This is a genomic window from Pseudomonas sp. S3E12, from assembly GCF_001702295.1.
GTDB lineage: Bacteria > Pseudomonadota > Gammaproteobacteria > Pseudomonadales > Pseudomonadaceae > Aquipseudomonas > Aquipseudomonas marginalis.
The window spans coordinates 17,948-33,490 of the sequence record NZ_MBDT01000003.1 but is presented as its reverse complement, the minus strand read 5'-3'; the positions used below and the strand labels follow the sequence as shown (position 1 = coordinate 33,490).

Genomic DNA, 15,543 nt, shown 5'->3' with positions numbered 1-15,543 from the left:
TTCCAGACTTGCGGCGAAGATGAATATCGAGCTGCGATATTCATCTGTCAGGACAAGCATGGCAAGCTACGCGACCTGCGAGGATAGATCCGAATGCGACAGCCTTACCGTAACGCCCTGTTCGCCAGCCTGATCCTGATCATCTGCGCCGGCGTGCTGTGGACAGCGTATGACTGGTTCCAGGGCCGCTACCTGCGCGCCTTCAGCGAACACACCGCGGTATTCTCCGGCGACCCTCTGCGCCTGCCCGCCGAACTCAGCGGCCCCGGTCCGATCCGCCTGGTGCATTTCTGGGATCCGGCGTGCCCGTGCAATGTCGGCAACCAGCAGCACCTGGGCGAGTTGATCGAGCAATACGCGCCTCAGGGCGTCGAGTTCTATGCCCTGCAAAAAGCCGGCAGCCACGGCCAGTTGCCCGATAACCTGCGCAAGATGAAAACCCTCACCGCCCTGCCCGGCGCCGACCAGGTGCCGGCCAGCCCCGCCGTGGGCATCTGGGACCGCACCGGCAAGCTCGCGTATTTCGGGCCCTACAGCGAAGGGCTGACGTGTAACGCCAGTAACAGTTTTATCGAGCCGATCCTGAAAGCCCTTGAAGCCGGCCGAGACGTGAACGCCACGCACACCCTGGCGGTGGGCTGCTATTGTTCGTGGTCGAAAGATGAGTAGCCCGCCACCCCACTCTTGGTAAGGAATGTTCATGAAGCGCGTCCTGCAGGTTATTGCGGTTCTGCTGGTACTGATCGGCCTCGGTGCGGGCTGGTACGTCTACAGCAAGCAACCCACCCGCCAGGGCACGGTTGAACTGGCCAACCTGCAAGGCTCGGTCACCGTGCGCTACGACGACCGTGGCGTGCCGCATATTCGCGCCGAGAACGAGACCGACCTGTATCGCGCCCTGGGCTACGTGCATGCCCAGGACCGCCTGTTCCAGATGGAGATCATGCGCCGCCTGGCCCGTGGCGAGTTGGCCGAGGTACTCGGGCCGAAGCTGCTGGAGACCGACAAGTTGTTCCGCAGCCTGCGCATTCGCGACCGCGCCGCCACCTACGTGGCGCAGCAGGACCATGAGTCGGCGCACTGGAAGGCCCTGCAAGCCTATCTGGACGGGATCAACCAGTATCAGGACAGCCACGCCCGCCCGATGGAGTTCGACGTGCTGGGCATCCCCAGGCGCGCGTTTACCGCCGAGGACACCATCAGTGTCGCCGGGTACATGGCCTACAGCTTTGCCGCTGCGTTTCGTACCGAGCCCTTGCTGACTTACGTCCGCGACCAACTGGGCAGCGACTACCTGAACGTCTTCGACCTCGACTGGCAACCCAAGGGCGCCCTCAACCTCGCCGACAGTGACTGGAAAACCCTCGGCGCCCTCGCCGCGCTGAGTGAGCAGGCCCTGGCCGACAACGGCTTGCCGCAGTTCGAGGGCAGCAACGCCTGGGCCATCAGTGGCAGTCGCACCAAGAGCGGCAAACCGCTGCTGGCGGGTGACCCGCATATTCGCTTCTCGGTGCCGTCGGTGTGGTACGAGGCGCAGCTGTCGGCGCCGGGCTTCGAGCTGTATGGCTATCACAACGCGCTGGTACCCGTGGCGTTCCTGGGGCACAACCTGGATTTCGGCTGGAGCCTGACCATGTTCCAGAACGACGACCTCGACCTGATCGCCGAAAAGGTCAACCCGGACAACCCCAACCAGGTCTGGTACCACGGCCAGTGGGTCGACATGACCCGCAGCGAGCAACAGATCGCCGTCAAAGGCCAGGCACCGGTCAGCCTCACCCTGCGCCAATCGCCCCACGGCCCGATCGTCAATGACGTGCTCGGCGACAACGGCGGCAAAACGCCGATTGCCATGTGGTGGGCGTTCCTCGACACCCAGAACCCGATCCTCGAAGGTTTCTACCAGCTCAACCGCGCCGACACGTTGGCCAAGGCCCGTACGGCGGCGTCAAAGGTGTCCGCACCGGGGCTGAATATCGTGTGGGCCAATGCCAGGGGCGATATCGGCTGGTGGGCGGCGGCCCAGTTGCCGATTCGCCCGGCAGGTGCCAACCCAGGGTTTATCCTCGACGGCAGCACCGCCGAGGCCGACAAGCTGGGCTTCTACCCCTTCAGCGCCAACCCCCAGGAAGAAAACCCGGCGCGTGGCTATGTGGTCTCGGCCAATGCCCAGCCGGGGTCGCCCACCGGCATGCAAATCCCCGGTTATTACAACCTCGCCGACCGGGGCCAGCAGTTGAACGCGCAGTTGAGCGACAAGAGCGTGAAGTGGGATGTGACCAACAGCCAGGCCCTGCAACTGGGCACCACCACCGCCTTCGGCCCGCGCCTGCTGGCGCCGCTGTTGCCGGTGCTGCGCGAGGTGGTCACGGACCCGGCGCAGTTGAAGCTGGTGGAACAACTTGCCAGCTGGAAGGGTGACTACCCGCTGGACTCCACCAGCGCCACGCTGTTCAACCAGTTCCTGTTCAACCTCGCCGACGCGGCCTTCCACCCGAAACTGGGTGACGGCATGTTCAAGACCCTGCTCACCACCCGCGTGATCGACGCCGCCCTGCCCCGCCTGGCTGCCGACCCGGCCTCGCCCTGGTGGGACGGCAAGCGCACCGACACCGTCAAGCGGGCCTGGGACAACAGCCTCGCGCACCTCAAGGCCACCTTCGGCGATGACCCAACGCAATGGCAGTGGGGCAAGGCCCATACCCTGACCCACGGCCATCCGCTGGGTTCGCAGAAACCTTTGGACCTGATCGTCAACGTCGGCCCGTTCCCGGCCCCCGGCACCCACGAAGTGCCGAACAACCAGTCGGCCGTCATCGGCCCCGCGCCCTGGCCGGTGACGTACGGCCCGTCCACCCGGCGCCTGATCGACTTTGCCGACGTGGCCCACGCCCTCACCATCAATCCGGTGGGGCAAAGCGGCGTGCCGTTCGACAAGCACTATGGCGACCAGGCCGAGACCTATATCGAAGGGGGTTACGAGCAGGCGCATTTCAGTGATGAGGAAGTCACGGCCAATACCCGCGGCACGCTGAAGCTGTTGCCAGCACGTACTCTGCGCTAACCCTTTCTGTAGGAGCGAGCTTGCTCGCGAAGGTCGTTAACGATAACGCGTAAAGCCAGAATGAACGCGGTGCCCATGGGTTTCTCGCGAGCAAGCTCGCTCCTACAGTGTGCTCGTTGCGCGAGCCTGCACCTGCACCGCAAAGTTTAGCCGGAACTGTTGCGGCGTCACGCCCAGCCGGCGGTTGAACACGCTGCGCATGTGCTGGGCATCGCGAAACCCGCATTGATAGGCCACGGTCTTCAGCGGCGCATGTGTGCTTTCGAGCATCACCCGCGCCGCATCCACCCGCGCCCGTTCGACAAACTCCGCTGGCGTAATCCGCGCCTCACGGGCAAACACCCGGGAGAAGTTGCGCGCGCTCATGTTGGCGGCCTTGGCCAGGTCGGCGATGGTCAGGTCACCCGTCAGGTTCGCCAATACGTATAACTGCACCAACGCCACCGCCGAGGTGGTTTCGGTGTGGGGTGTGAGGAACGGGCTGAACTGCGACTGCCCGCCGGAGCGCTGGGTGAACACCACCAGGCGCTTGGCCACGCTCAACGCCACTTCCGGGCCGTGGTCCTGGGCCAGCAGGTACAGCGACAGGTCGATGCCTGCGGTGACGCCCGCCGAGGTGTAGAGATTGCCATCCTGTACGTAGAGGCGGTCGGCTTCGATCTGGGCCGAGGGGCACAGACGCGCCAGGTCGGCGGCGTCGTTCCAATGGGTGGTGACGGTTTTTCCGTCCAGCAATCCGGCGCGCGCCAGCATGAAGGCCCCGTTGCAGATTGAGCCAAACCGTCGCGCCCGGGCGGTGGCGCCACGCAGCCAATCATCGAACGGAGCGCCGAAGTCCTCGAACGGTAACTGCGGGCCGCCCGCGACCAGCAGCAGGTCATAGGCCTGCAGGGCTTCGCTGTAATGATTATGGGCCTGGAGTGACAGGCCATTGGAAGCCGCCATCGTGCCGTGACCTAAACCTATCACTTCCAACTGGTAATGATCTTCGGGCACCAGAAAGCGGTTGGCCTCGTAGAACACGTCCATGGGACCGGTCACATCCAGTGACTGGACGCCGGGGAAGATCAGGATCGCGACGGTCTTGTGCATGCTCACAGACACCTTTTTCTAGCGGAATAAAATGCAAACCCTGTGGGAGGGGGCTTGCTCCCGATGGCGCTGTATCAGTCAGCAGATGCAGTGCCTGGTACTCAGCAATCGGGAGCAAGCCCCCTCCCACACTGGGATTTTCGCAGGCTTCCAGAGTGATATCGCCCGCTACACCCTAGTCGATTTCTGCTTGGCACGATGTGTCGGCACATTGGCCGGGATCGCGCCCTCACCGCGATGGTCGCTGCACCGACCAGCGACCAAACTGACTGCTTTCCAGAGGAGAACCACCATGACCACCACCATCGCCGGTATCAAGATTCCGGACAGCGCCCTGGCCAGGGCCACCACCGAATACATCCGCGACATCGAATCCGACCTGCTCTACCACCACTCCCGCCGGGTGTTCCTGTTCGGCGCATTGAGCGGTGAGCGCAAGCAACTGACCTACAACCCGGAACTGCTCTACGTCGGCGCCATGTTCCATGACCTGGGCCTGGTGGCAGGCCATCGCAGTGATGACCAGCGCTTCGAAGTGGACGGCGCCAACGCCGCCGCAGCCTTCCTCAAGCCTTACGGGCTGAGCGACGACGATATCGAACAGGTGTGGCTGTCTATCGCCCTGCACACCACGCCGGGCGTGCCGCAGCACCTGCGCCCGACCGTGGCATTGGTGACCGCCGGTGTGGAAATGGACGTGCTGGGCATGGACTACGCCGCGTTCAGCAACGTGCAGCGCGAAGCCGTGGTGCATGCGCATCCACGCGGGGAAGGGTTCAAGGAGTGCATCATCTGCGCGTTTGCCGACGGCTTGCGCCATCGCCCACAGACCACGTTCGGCAACGTGAAGACCGATGTGCTGGTGGATCAGGAACCGGGGTTCAAGCCGATGAATTTTGTCGAGGTGATTCGCAAGTCGCCGTGGGCTGCATAGCCAATCTGGAATGCGGTCAAAACTGTGGGAGTGGGCTTGCCCCCGATTGCTGAGTGTCAGTCACTGCATTTATTGACTGACCCACCGCCATCGGGAGCAAGCCCCCTCCCACATTTGGACCGCGCAGGCCTTTAGACCGGCGCTGGAGCCCGACGCTTGTCCGGCTGCTGCCAGCCATCGGCGGCGGCTTCTTCAATCGCCTGCTGGATCGCTTTCTTGCGCATCTCTTCGGCACGTCGGCTGAAGAACCACACCAGGAAGGTCACCAGCGACACCGCCAGCAGAATCAGGCTGGCCACGGCGTTGATCTCGGGTTTAACCCCAAGGCGCACGGCCGAGAACACTTCCATCGGCAACGTCGTCGAACCCGGCCCCGAGACGAAGCTGGCCAGTACCAGGTCATCCAGGGACAGTGCGAACGACATCATGCCGCCCGCCGCCAACGATGGCGCGATCATCGGGATGGTGATCAGGAAGAACACCTTCCACGGCCGCGCCCCCAGGTCCATCGCCGCTTCTTCGATCGACAGGTCCAGCTCACGCAGGCGCGCCGATACCACCACCGCCACATAAGCGGCACAGAACGTGGTGTGGGCGATCCAGATGGTGACGATGCCACGCTCCTGGGGCCAGCCGATCATCTGCGCCATGGCCACGAACAGCAGCAGCAGCGACAGACCGGTGATCACTTCCGGCATCACCAACGGCGCGGTCACCAGGCCGCCGAACAGCGTGCGGCCCTTGAACTGGCTGATGCGCGTCAGCACAAACGCCGCCAACGTACCCAACGCCACGGCGGCCACCGCCGTGTAGCAGGCGATTTCCAGGGAACGTGCCACCGAGCCCATCAACTGGGTGTTGTCCAACAGGCCCACGTACCACTTGATCGACCAACCGCCCCACACCGTCACCAGCTTGGATTCGTTGAACGAGTAGATCACCAGGATCAGCATCGGCAGGTAGATGAACAACAACCCCGCCACCAGCATGAAGCTTGAGAAACTGACGCGCTTCATATCTTGCCCTCCATCTCTTTGGCTTGGCTGCGGTTAAACAGAATGATGGGCACGATCAGGATCGCCAGCATCACCACCGCCAGGGCAGACGCCACCGGCCAGTCACGGTTGTTGAAGAATTCTTGCCACAACACTTTACCGATCATCAGGGTTTCCGGGCCGCCGAGCAGTTCCGGGATCACGAACTCGCCCACCACCGGGATAAACACCAGCATGCAGCCGGCGATGATGCCGTTCTTGGACAGCGGCACGGTGATTTTCCAGAAGCTGTTGAAGGTGCTCGAACCCAGGTCCGATGCGGCTTCCAGCAGGCTCTGGTCATGCTTCACCAGGTTGGCGTACAGCGGCAGGATCATGAACGGCAGGTACGAATAGACCACGCCGATATACACCGCGATGTTGGTGTTGAGGATCTGCAGCGGTTCGTTGATCAACCCCATGGACATCAGGAAGCCATTGAGCAGGCCGTTGTTGCTGAGGATGCCCATCCACGCATACACGCGGATCAGGATCGCGGTCCAGGTCGGCATCATGATCAGCAGCACCAGCACGGTCTGCATCTCTTTGCGTGCGGTGGCAATGGCATAAGCCATCGGGTAGCCGATCAGCAGGCACAGCAGCGTGCTGAAGAACGCCATCTTCAGCGAGCCCAGGTACGCCGCGATGTACAGCTCATCACCTGCCAGCAAACTGTAGTTGGCCAGGTTCAGCACCACCTGCAGCTTTTGCTCAACGTAGGTGTAGATCTCGGTGTACGGCGGAATCGCTACGTCGGCTTCGGCGAAGCTGATTTTCAGGACGATGAAAAACGGCAGGGCGAAAAACAGGAACAGCCACAGGAACGGAATCCCGATGACCACCTGCTTGCCACTGGGGACGATGCGGTGCAAGCGCCGCTTGAGCTTCTTCATGTTCATGTGCGCAGTACCACGCCACTGTCGTCTTCCCACCACACGTACACCTGGTCACCCCAGGTTGGGCGCTGGCCACGGCGTTCGGCGTTGGCGACGAAGGACTGCACCAGCTTGCCGCTTGGCAGCTCGACGTAGAACACCGAGTGGCCGCCCAGGTAGGCGATGTCGTGCACCTTGCCGCTGGACCAGTTGTGCTCGCAGGTCGGCATTTCGGTGGTGACCAGCAGTTTTTCCGGGCGGATGGCGTAGGTCACCGACTTGTCTTCCACCGAGGTGGCGATGCCGTAGCCCACGTAGATGTCGCGGTCCAGGTCCGGGCACTTGAGCACCGCGTGACCTTCGGCGTCATCCACCACCTGGGTGTCGAAGATGTTGACGTTACCGATGAATTCGCACACCAGGCGGCTGGTCGGCGTCTCGTAGATGTCGATCGGGCTGCCGATCTGGGCGATCCAGCCCAGGTGCATGATCGCGATGCGCTCGGCCATGGTCATGGCCTCTTCCTGATCGTGCGTCACCATCACGCAGGTCACGCCGACGCGCTCGATGATCTCCACCAGTTCCAGCTGCATCTGCGAGCGCAGCTTCTTGTCGAGGGCGCCCATGGGCTCATCGAGCAGCAGCAGTTTCGGGCGCTTGGCCAGTGAGCGGGCCAACGCCACCCGCTGACGCTGGCCACCGGACAACTGGTGCGGCTTGCGTTTGGCGTACTGGCTCATCTGGACCAGCTTGAGCATTTCAGCCACGCGGGCATCGACCTCGGCCTTGGGGATCTTGTCCTGTTGCAGGCCGAACGCGATGTTCTGCGCCACGGTCATGTGGGGGAACAAGGCGTAGGACTGGAACATCATGTTGATCGGCCGCTCGTAGGGCGGCATGTCGGTGATGTCCACGCCGTCGAGGTAAATCCGACCTTCTGTCGGGCGCTCGAAGCCTGCGAGCATGCGCAGCAGGGTGGACTTGCCCGAACCCGAACCGCCGAGCAAGGCGAATATCTCGCCTTTCTTGATTTCCAGGGACACATCGTCCACGGCAATCGTCTCGTCGAACTTCTTCGTGACCCGGTCGATTTTGACCAGCACCTTTTTCGGTGTCTGGTCGCCCTCGAGGGCTTTCTTATAGGCGCCGGAGGCAACTGCCATTTACGAAACTCCCAAAAAAAGAGTGCAGTTCGCCCGAGGCGGGCGAACCTTGGATAGTTTGAGCCTTACTTGCCCGTCTTGACCTTGGTCCAGCTACGGGTCATTAAACGCTGCACTTTCGGGGGTAGCTCGAAGTTGACGAATGTCCTGTCGAGAACCGCCTGCGGTGGGTAAACCGCTTCGTCGGTGCGTATCGATTGCTTCATCAGTTTGTCCGCCCCTGGGTTAGGGTTGGCGTAGCCGACGTAATCACTGACCTGGGCGATCACCTCAGGTTGCAGCAAATAGTTGATGTAAGCGTGGGCTTCCTTGACGTTGGTGGCATCCTTGGGGATCGCCAGCACGTCAAACCACAGGTTGCCGCCTTCTTTCGGAATCGCGTAGGCGATGTTCACGCCTTTGCCAGCCTCGGCCGCACGGGCCTTGGCCTGGAACACATCGCCGGAGAACCCGGCGGCCACGCAGATGTTGCCGTTGGCCAGGTCGGAGATGTATTTGGAAGAATGGAAGTAGGTCACGTAGGGCCGCACTTTGAGCAGCTTTTCCTCGGCCTTCTTGTAGTCTTCAGGGTTGGTGCTGTTAGGGTCCAGGCCCATGTAGTTGAGCACCGCCGGCAGCATTTCATCCGCCGAGTCCATGAACGACACACCGCAGGTAGCCAGCTTCTTCATGTTTTCCGGTTCGAACAGCACGGCCCAGGAGTCGATCTTGTCGACACCCAGCACTTCCTTCACTTTGTCGACGTTATAACCGATGCCGTTGGTACCCCACAGGTACGGCACGGCGTACTGGTTGCCCGGGTCGTTCTTCTCCAGGCGCTTGAGCAGCACAGGGTCCAGGTTGGCGTAATGAGTCAGCAGCGACTTATCGAGTTTCTGGAACGCCCCGGCCTTGATCTGCTTGCCAAGGAAGTGGTTGGACGGCACTACCACGTCATAGCCGGTACGCCCGGCCAGTAACTTGCCTTCCAGGGTTTCGTTGGAATCAAACACGTCATACACGGGTTTGATGCCGGTGGCCTTTTCGAAGTTGGCCAGGGTGTCGGGACCGATGTAATCCGACCAGTTATAAATATGCACAGTCGGTGCGGCCTGAACGCTGACAGCCAGCGTGAGACCTGCACCTACCAGCAAGGCTTGGCGAAACAAAGAAATTGGCAAGTGGAGGTCCTCTTAAATAGTTGGGCCCAAAGTTGTTGCCCGGCAACAAAACCGGCGCGCAACTTACCCTCGATAAACCGATCCGGCAAAACTTTCTGTCATTTATTTGTTTCATTAACCACCGCGGGGCGCGCGGTGGTTAACGAAGGCCGGTTTATTTACCGGATTTGATCTTGGTCCAGCTGCGTGTCATTTCACGCTGGGTCGCAGCCGGCAAGTCCGCAATGGCGTAGAGCTTGGCTTGCACATCCGCTGGTGGGTAGATGCCCGGGTCGCTGGTGATGTCTTTGTCGACCAGTGCGGTGGCCTTCTCGTTACCGTTCGGGAAACGCACGCTGTTGGTGATCGAAGCCATGACTTCCGGCTTGAGCAGGTAGTTCATGAACTTATAGGCGGCGTCGACGTTTTCGGCATCTTTAGGGATGGCGACCATGTCGAAGAAGCTACCGGCACCTTCTTTCGGAATGTCGTAGGCCACCTTGACCTTGCCACCGGCTTCAGCCGCACGGGACTTGGCCTGCTGGATGTCACCCGAGTAACCCACGGCTACGCAGATGTTGCCGTTGGCCAGGTCGGAGATGTACTTGGACGAGTGGAAGTAGCCAATCGAAGGACGGATTTTCAGGAACAGGTCTTCGGCTTGCTTGAGGTCGGCCTTCTTCTGGCTGTCGGTTGGCAGGCCCAGGTAATGCAGCGCGACCGGCAGCATTTCGGTCGGCGAGTCGAGGAAGCTCACGCCGCAGCTTTTGAGCTTGGCGATGTTTTCCGGCTTGAGCAGCACGTCCCACGAATCGATCTTGTCCACGCCCAGCGCGGCCTTGACCTTGTCCGGGTTGTAGCCGATGCCGATCGAACCCCACATGTACGGGAAAGCGTGCTTGTTGTCCGGGTCGCTGACCGACACGGCTTTAAGCAGGGAGGTGTTCAGGTTGCCGTAGTTGGGCAGCTTGGACTTGTCCAGCTCCTGGTAGACACCGGCCTTGATCTGCTTGGCGAGGAAGTTGTTCGACGGTACGACGATGTCGTAGCCGGACTTGCCTGCCAGCAACTTGGCTTCGAGTGTCTCGTTGCTGTCAAAAACGTCGTACACCACTTTAATGCCTGACTCTTTTTCAAAGTTGGCGATGGTGTCCGGTGCAATGTAGTCGGACCAGTTGTAGACGTGCAGCACTTTATCGTCGGCCTGGACCGCGCCCGCCATTGCGCCCATCAGGGACAAGGCGAGGAGGGTCTTGCCAGCGTTCTTCAAACCTAATGCCTTCATTTGGTGATGCTCCAATTTTTCTTTTTTGGGCCACGTTCTTTTATGTTCAGCGACCCTTCCAGAGGGCAGCAAAACAGGGCGACAGTCTGGCAAGTTCAGGGGCCGGCTTTCAACCAAAGCCCCCTGCATTTATAACTGCCCGGTGCGCTGCGCACTGAGCCTAGCACTTAGCCCTGCAATGCCGCCAAAGTCAGGTCCAGGCACTGACGAGCCTTGGTCACCAGCTCGTCGATTTCAGCCTTGCTGATCACCAGAGGCGGCGAAATGATCATGGTGTCGCCCACGGCGCGCATGATCAGGCCATTCTCGAAGCAGAAGGTTCGGCAGATCATGCCTACGCCCCGGCCCTCGTAACGCTTGCGCGTCGCCTTGTCCTGAACCAGCTCAATTGCACCAAGCATGCCGACACCGCGCACTTCACCCACCAACGGGTGATCCGCCAGCTCCCGCAGACGTTTCTGCAAATACGGTGCCGTTTCGTCGTGGACGCGGTTAACGATTGTTTCATCGCGCATGATGCGGATGTTTTCCAGGGCCACGGCCGCCGCCACCGGGTGACCGGAGTAGGTGAAACCGTGGTTGAAATCACCGCCTTCGTTGAGCACGGCCACCACGTCGTCGCGCACGATCAGGCCGCCCATGGGGATGTAGCCCGAGGTCAGGCCCTTGGCGATGGTCATCATGTGGGGCTTGAGGTCGTAGAAATCGCTACCGAACCACTCACCGGTACGGCCGAAACCGCAAATCACTTCGTCGGCCACAAACAGGATGTCGTACTTGGCGAGGATTTCCTTGATGCGCGGCCAGTAGCTGTCCGGCGGCACGATCACGCCACCGGCGCCCTGGATCGGCTCGGCAATAAAAGCACCGACATTGTCCACGCCCAGCTCGAGGATCTTCTCTTCCAGTTGGTTGGCGGCCCAGATCCCGAACTCTTCGGGGCTCATGTCGCCGCCTTCGCCGAACCAGTACGGCTGGGCGATATGGACGATGCCCGGGATCGGCAAGTCGCCCTGTTCATGCATATAGGTCATGCCGCCCAGGCTGGCGCCAGCCACGGTGGAGCCGTGGTAGCCATTCTTGCGGCTGATGATGGTTTTCTTGTTCGGCTGGCCTTTGATCGCCCAGTAGTGGCGGACCATGCGCAACATGGTGTCGTTGCCTTCGGAGCCGGAGCCGGTGAAGAACACGTGGTTCATGCCGGCAGGTGCGATGTCGGAAATCGCCTTGGCCAGCTCCAGCACCGGCGGGTGAGCGGTCTGGAAGAACAGGTTGTAGTACGGCAGTTCTTTCATCTGCCTGGCGGCGGCGTCGGCCAGTTCATCGCGACCGTAACCGATCGCCACGCACCACAGGCCGGCCATGCCGTCGAGGATCTTGTTGCCTTCGCTGTCCCACAGGTACACGCCGTGGGCTTTGGTGATGATCCGTGGGCCTTTCTCTTTCAATTGCTTGAAGTCGCTGAACGGCGCCAGGTGGTGATCACTGCTCAAGGCTTGCCATTCGCGGGTTTGCGGGTTGTTGCTGGACATACCAATCTCCTAGACTTTTCAGTGAGGGGCGCACCGTGTGACGGGCGCGCCCGGCGCATCAGACGGCGAAGAGCAGGAATTCCCGCTCCCACGAACTGATCACGCGCTTGAAGTTTTCATGCTCGGCCCGCTTGACCGCGACGTAGCCTGTGATGAATTTCTGACCCAGGTATTTCTCGATGGTCTTGCTGTTTTCCATGCGTTCCAGGGCGTCTTCGATGGTCAACGGCAGGCGCAGGTTGCGGCGCTCGTAACCACGCCCCACCACCGGGGCGCTGGGGTTATGGCCTTCGACCATGCCGATGTAGCCACACAGCAGGCTGGCGGCAATCGCCAGGTACGGGTTGGCGTCGGCGCCCGGCAGGCGGTTTTCGACGCGACGGTTCTGCGGGCCGGCATCCGGCACGCGCAGGCCGACGGTGCGGTTTTCTTCGCCCCACTCCACGTTCACCGGCGCCGAGGTGTCGGGCAGGAAGCGGCGGAACGAGTTCACGTTGGGGGCAAACAGCGGCAGCAATTCAGGGATGAACTTCTGCAGGCCGCCAATGTGGTTGAGGAACAGTTGGCTCATGGTCCCGTCTTCATTGGAGAAGACGTTCTTGCCGGTGGCGATGTCGATGATGCTCTGGTGCAGGTGCATGGCGCTGCCGGGCTCGCCGGTCATCGGCTTGGCCATGAAGGTGGCCGCCACGTCGTGCTTGAGCGCGGCTTCACGCATGGTGCGCTTGAACACCAGGATCTGGTCCGCCAGGGACAGGGCATCGCCGTGACGGAAGTTGATTTCCATCTGGGCCGTGCCGTCTTCATGGATCAGGGTGTCGAGGTCCAGCTCCTGCAACTCGCACCAGTCGTAGACGTCTTCGAACAGCGGGTCGAATTCGTTGGCGGCTTCTATAGAGAAGGATTGGCGGCCGGTCTCCGGGCGCCCGGACCGACCGATCGGCGGTTGCAGCGGGAAGTCCGGGTCTTCGCAGCGTTTGGTCAGGTAGAACTCCATCTCCGGTGCCACGATGGGCTGCCAGCCTTTGTCGGCGTAGAGCTTGAGGACTTTCTTGAGTACGTTGCGCGGCGACAGCTCGATCGGGTTGCCTTGCTTGTCGTAGGTGTCGTGGATCACCTGGGCGGTCGGCTCGATGGCCCAGGGCACCAGGAACACCGCGTTCTGGTCGGGGCGGCAGATCATGTCGATGTCTGCCGGGTCGAGCAATTCGTAATAGATGTCGTCTTCGACATAGTCGCCGGTCACGGTCTGCAACAGAACGCTCTCGGGCAGGCGCATGCCTTTTTCGGCGATGAACTTGTTGGTCGGCGAGATCTTGCCCCGGGTGATACCGGTCAGGTCGCCAATCATGCATTCGACTTCTGTGATCTTGTGGTCTTTCAACCAATCGGTGAGCTGGTCGAGGTTGTTACTCATAAATGCCTCTGGGCTGGGTTTCCTGGCATCCATTAAAGGCCAGGCGTTGGTTGACGCAGCATCCGCGTCGTTTTTTCGTTCAGGGTAGGAGCTTACCTGCCATTTGCTGCAGCGTTGCATTCCTCAAGCCAAAGTCGTGCAGAATCATGAGCGGCCGCGCGGATGGCAGCCGGTCAGCGGCAGTCGAGGAGGCAAAAAAGAGAGCGGATGGGCCGTCAAGAATATTGGCCGGTGCGTGGGCATTCACGCGGGACGAACGGACTGCGGACAAAGCCTGGCTGAAGCAGGCTGAGACGCCGATTGGCGGCAGGCGAGACATGAAGCACCCCGGTATTATTGCTGTTATGGGTTTGAATCGAGCTTAGCCTTGTTCATTTTTTTACACAACACCCCCGTAAAAAATACAACACGGCCCGCTCAAGCCTGCGAGTCCCAAGCCGGTCAAACCGAAAAAACCGCCCCAAAAAGCCCCAAAAGTGCGGTCACGGCGCTTTTTTAGGGCAAAAAAGGCCTCGCTTGACTTCGGCATGCCGTTCGGGTTGACTGAAACCAGAAAAGATCAATGATTGATATTTTTAACAACAAAGGTGTTGCATCATGTCGGTACCCCCGCGTGCCGTTCAGCTTAACGAAGCGAACGCGTTCCTTAAGGATCATCCTGAGGTTCTGTACGTAGACCTTCTAATTGCGGATATGAATGGTGTGGTGCGCGGTAAGCGCATCGAACGCACCAGCCTCCACAAGGTTTACGAGAAGGGCATTAACCTGCCTGCCTCTTTATTTGCCCTGGATATCAATGGCTCGACGGTGGAAAGCACCGGCCTGGGCCTGGACATCGGTGATGCTGACCGAATCTGTTATCCGATCCCTGACACCCTGTGCAATGAACCCTGGCAAAAGCGCCCTACCGCGCAATTGCTGATGACCATGCACGAACTTGAAGGTGAACCTTTCTTCGCCGATCCGCGCGAAGTGCTCCGCCAAGTTGTAAGCAAGTTTGACGACCTCGGTCTGACCATCTGCGCCGCCTTCGAGCTTGAGTTCTACCTGATCGACCAGGAGAACGTGAACGGCCGCCCACAACCGCCCCGCTCGCCGATCTCCGGCAAACGCCCGCACTCGACACAGGTCTACCTGATCGACGACCTCGACGAATACGTCGATTGCCTCCAGGACATCCTGGAAGGTGCCAAAGAGCAAGGCATCCCGGCCGACGCCATCGTCAAGGAAAGTGCCCCGGCGCAGTTCGAAGTGAACCTGCACCACGTGGCCGACCCGATCAAGGCCTGCGACTACGCAGTGCTGCTCAAGCGCCTGATCAAGAACATCGCCTACGACCATGAGATGGACACCACCTTCATGGCCAAGCCTTACCCAGGCCAGGCAGGCAACGGTTTGCACGTACACATCTCGATCCTGGACAAGGACGGCAAGAACATCTTTGCCAGCGAGGATCCCGAGCAGAACGCCGCATTGCGTCACGCGATCGGCGGTGTGCTCGAGACCCTACCCGCCCAAATGGCGTTCCTGTGCCCTAACGTCAACTCCTACCGTCGTTTCGGCGCACAGTTCTACGTGCCGAACTCGCCGTGCTGGGGCCTGGACAACCGCACCGTGGCGATTCGCGTACCGACCGGCTCGTCCGACGCCGTACGTATCGAACACCGTGTGGCCGGTGCCGACGCCAACCCTTACCTGCTGATGGCTTCGGTCCTGGCAGGCGTGCACCACGGCCTGACCAACAAGATCGAGCCGGGCGCACCCGTGGAAGGCAACAGCTACGAGCAGAACGAACAGAGCCTGCCGAACAACCTGCGCGATGCCCTGCGCGAGTTGGACGACAGCGAGGTGATGGCCAAGTACATCGATCCTAAATACATCGATATCTTCGTGGCCTGTAAGGAAAGTGAGCTGGAAGAGTTCGAACACTCCATCTCCGACCTTGAGTACAACTGGTACCTGCATACCGTCTAAACGACGGCTGCATTGACTGTGGTGAGCGGGCTTG

12 protein-coding genes are annotated in these 15,543 nt (G+C 60.7%); 4 read left to right on the top strand and 8 right to left on the bottom strand.

The genetic code is table 11. From position 1 onward, the window contains the following. Window positions 1-93: 93 nt before the first annotated feature. Both BB029_RS02115 and BB029_RS02110 read left to right on the top strand, forming a co-directional pair. Entirely contained in the window at window positions 94-669 is a 576-nt protein-coding gene (locus BB029_RS02115; RefSeq protein ID WP_065938071.1) for a DUF6436 domain-containing protein, read from the top strand. A 31-nt stretch (window positions 670-700) separates the two neighbouring features. Continuing rightward, the gene (locus BB029_RS02110) at window positions 701-3,064 is read left to right on the top strand and encodes a penicillin acylase family protein (RefSeq protein WP_065938070.1); all 2,364 of its coding nucleotides are present in this window, start codon (window positions 701-703) and stop codon (window positions 3,062-3,064) included. Window positions 3,065-3,166: 102 nt separating this feature from the next. On the opposite strand, the gene BB029_RS02105 is transcribed toward BB029_RS02110, so the two are convergent. After that, complete coding sequence (locus BB029_RS02105) at window positions 3,167-4,156, bottom strand: GlxA family transcriptional regulator (protein ID WP_065938069.1); 990 nt, start codon at window positions 4,154-4,156, stop codon at window positions 3,167-3,169. Between the two features lie 292 nt (window positions 4,157-4,448). Here BB029_RS02105 and BB029_RS02100 point away from each other — a divergent pair, with 292 nt between their 5' ends. Beyond that, window positions 4,449-5,090, top strand: a complete 642-nt coding sequence (locus BB029_RS02100) for an HD domain-containing protein (RefSeq protein WP_065938068.1) — start codon at window positions 4,449-4,451, stop codon at window positions 5,088-5,090. A gap of 131 nt (window positions 5,091-5,221) precedes the next feature. Here BB029_RS02100 and BB029_RS02095 read toward each other — a convergent pair whose 3' ends face one another. The 7 genes from BB029_RS02095 to BB029_RS02065 all read right to left on the bottom strand — a co-directional run bounded on the left by BB029_RS02095 (window position 5,222) and on the right by BB029_RS02065 (window position 13,535). Then, the gene (locus tag BB029_RS02095; RefSeq protein ID WP_015886412.1) at window positions 5,222-6,106 is read right to left on the bottom strand and encodes an ABC transporter permease subunit; all 885 of its coding nucleotides are present in this window, start codon (window positions 6,104-6,106) and stop codon (window positions 5,222-5,224) included. Beyond that, complete coding sequence (locus BB029_RS02090) at window positions 6,103-7,023, bottom strand: ABC transporter permease subunit (RefSeq protein WP_027608406.1); 921 nt, start codon at window positions 7,021-7,023, stop codon at window positions 6,103-6,105. Before BB029_RS02090 ends, BB029_RS02095 begins: the two co-directional genes overlap by 4 nt. Then, on the bottom strand, window positions 7,020-8,162 hold the full coding sequence (locus BB029_RS02085; protein WP_027608405.1) for an ABC transporter ATP-binding protein: 1,143 nt from the start codon (window positions 8,160-8,162) through the stop codon (window positions 7,020-7,022). Before BB029_RS02085 ends, BB029_RS02090 begins: the two co-directional genes overlap by 4 nt. Before the next feature lie 65 nt (window positions 8,163-8,227). Further along, window positions 8,228-9,322 carry a polyamine ABC transporter substrate-binding protein gene (locus tag BB029_RS02080; protein WP_065938067.1) on the bottom strand — a complete coding sequence of 365 codons (1,095 nt, stop codon included), beginning with the start codon at window positions 9,320-9,322 and terminating at the stop codon, window positions 8,228-8,230. Between the two features lie 154 nt (window positions 9,323-9,476). Continuing rightward, the gene (locus BB029_RS02075) at window positions 9,477-10,571 is read right to left on the bottom strand and encodes a polyamine ABC transporter substrate-binding protein (protein ID WP_065938252.1); all 1,095 of its coding nucleotides are present in this window, start codon (window positions 10,569-10,571) and stop codon (window positions 9,477-9,479) included. A gap of 182 nt (window positions 10,572-10,753) precedes the next feature. Further along, entirely contained in the window at window positions 10,754-12,118 is a 1,365-nt protein-coding gene (locus tag BB029_RS02070) for an aspartate aminotransferase family protein (protein ID WP_065938066.1), read from the bottom strand. A 58-nt stretch (window positions 12,119-12,176) separates the two neighbouring features. Next, on the bottom strand, window positions 12,177-13,535 hold the full coding sequence (locus BB029_RS02065; protein WP_003176780.1) for a glutamine synthetase family protein: 1,359 nt from the start codon (window positions 13,533-13,535) through the stop codon (window positions 12,177-12,179). Between the two features lie 597 nt (window positions 13,536-14,132). On the opposite strand from BB029_RS02065, the gene BB029_RS02060 reads away from it, so the two are divergent. Further along, a complete protein-coding gene (locus BB029_RS02060) occupies window positions 14,133-15,509 on the top strand; it encodes a glutamine synthetase family protein (RefSeq protein WP_003213894.1) in 1,377 nt (458 codons plus the stop codon). Window positions 15,510-15,543: the final 34 nt, after the last annotated feature.

Excerpts from the sequence above, each read along its gene's own strand:
- BB029_RS02060 (WP_003213894.1), top strand. The coding sequence starts at position 14,133 with ATGTCGGTACCCCCGCGTGCCGTTCAGCTTAACGAAGCGAACGCGTTC.
- BB029_RS02115 (WP_065938071.1), top strand. The coding sequence starts at position 94 with ATGCGACAGCCTTACCGTAACGCCCTGTTCGCCAGCCTGATCCTGATC.
- BB029_RS02090 (WP_027608406.1), bottom strand. The coding sequence starts at position 7,023 with ATGAACATGAAGAAGCTCAAGCGGCGCTTGCACCGCATCGTCCCCAGT.
- BB029_RS02085 (WP_027608405.1), bottom strand. The coding sequence starts at position 8,162 with ATGGCAGTTGCCTCCGGCGCCTATAAGAAAGCCCTCGAGGGCGACCAG.
- BB029_RS02100 (WP_065938068.1), top strand. The coding sequence starts at position 4,449 with ATGACCACCACCATCGCCGGTATCAAGATTCCGGACAGCGCCCTGGCC.
- BB029_RS02070 (WP_065938066.1), bottom strand. The coding sequence starts at position 12,118 with ATGTCCAGCAACAACCCGCAAACCCGCGAATGGCAAGCCTTGAGCAGT.
- BB029_RS02095 (WP_015886412.1), bottom strand. The coding sequence starts at position 6,106 with ATGAAGCGCGTCAGTTTCTCAAGCTTCATGCTGGTGGCGGGGTTGTTG.
- BB029_RS02065 (WP_003176780.1), bottom strand. The coding sequence starts at position 13,535 with ATGAGTAACAACCTCGACCAGCTCACCGATTGGTTGAAAGACCACAAG.
- BB029_RS02105 (WP_065938069.1), bottom strand. The coding sequence starts at position 4,156 with ATGCACAAGACCGTCGCGATCCTGATCTTCCCCGGCGTCCAGTCACTG.
- BB029_RS02110 (WP_065938070.1), top strand. The coding sequence starts at position 701 with ATGAAGCGCGTCCTGCAGGTTATTGCGGTTCTGCTGGTACTGATCGGC.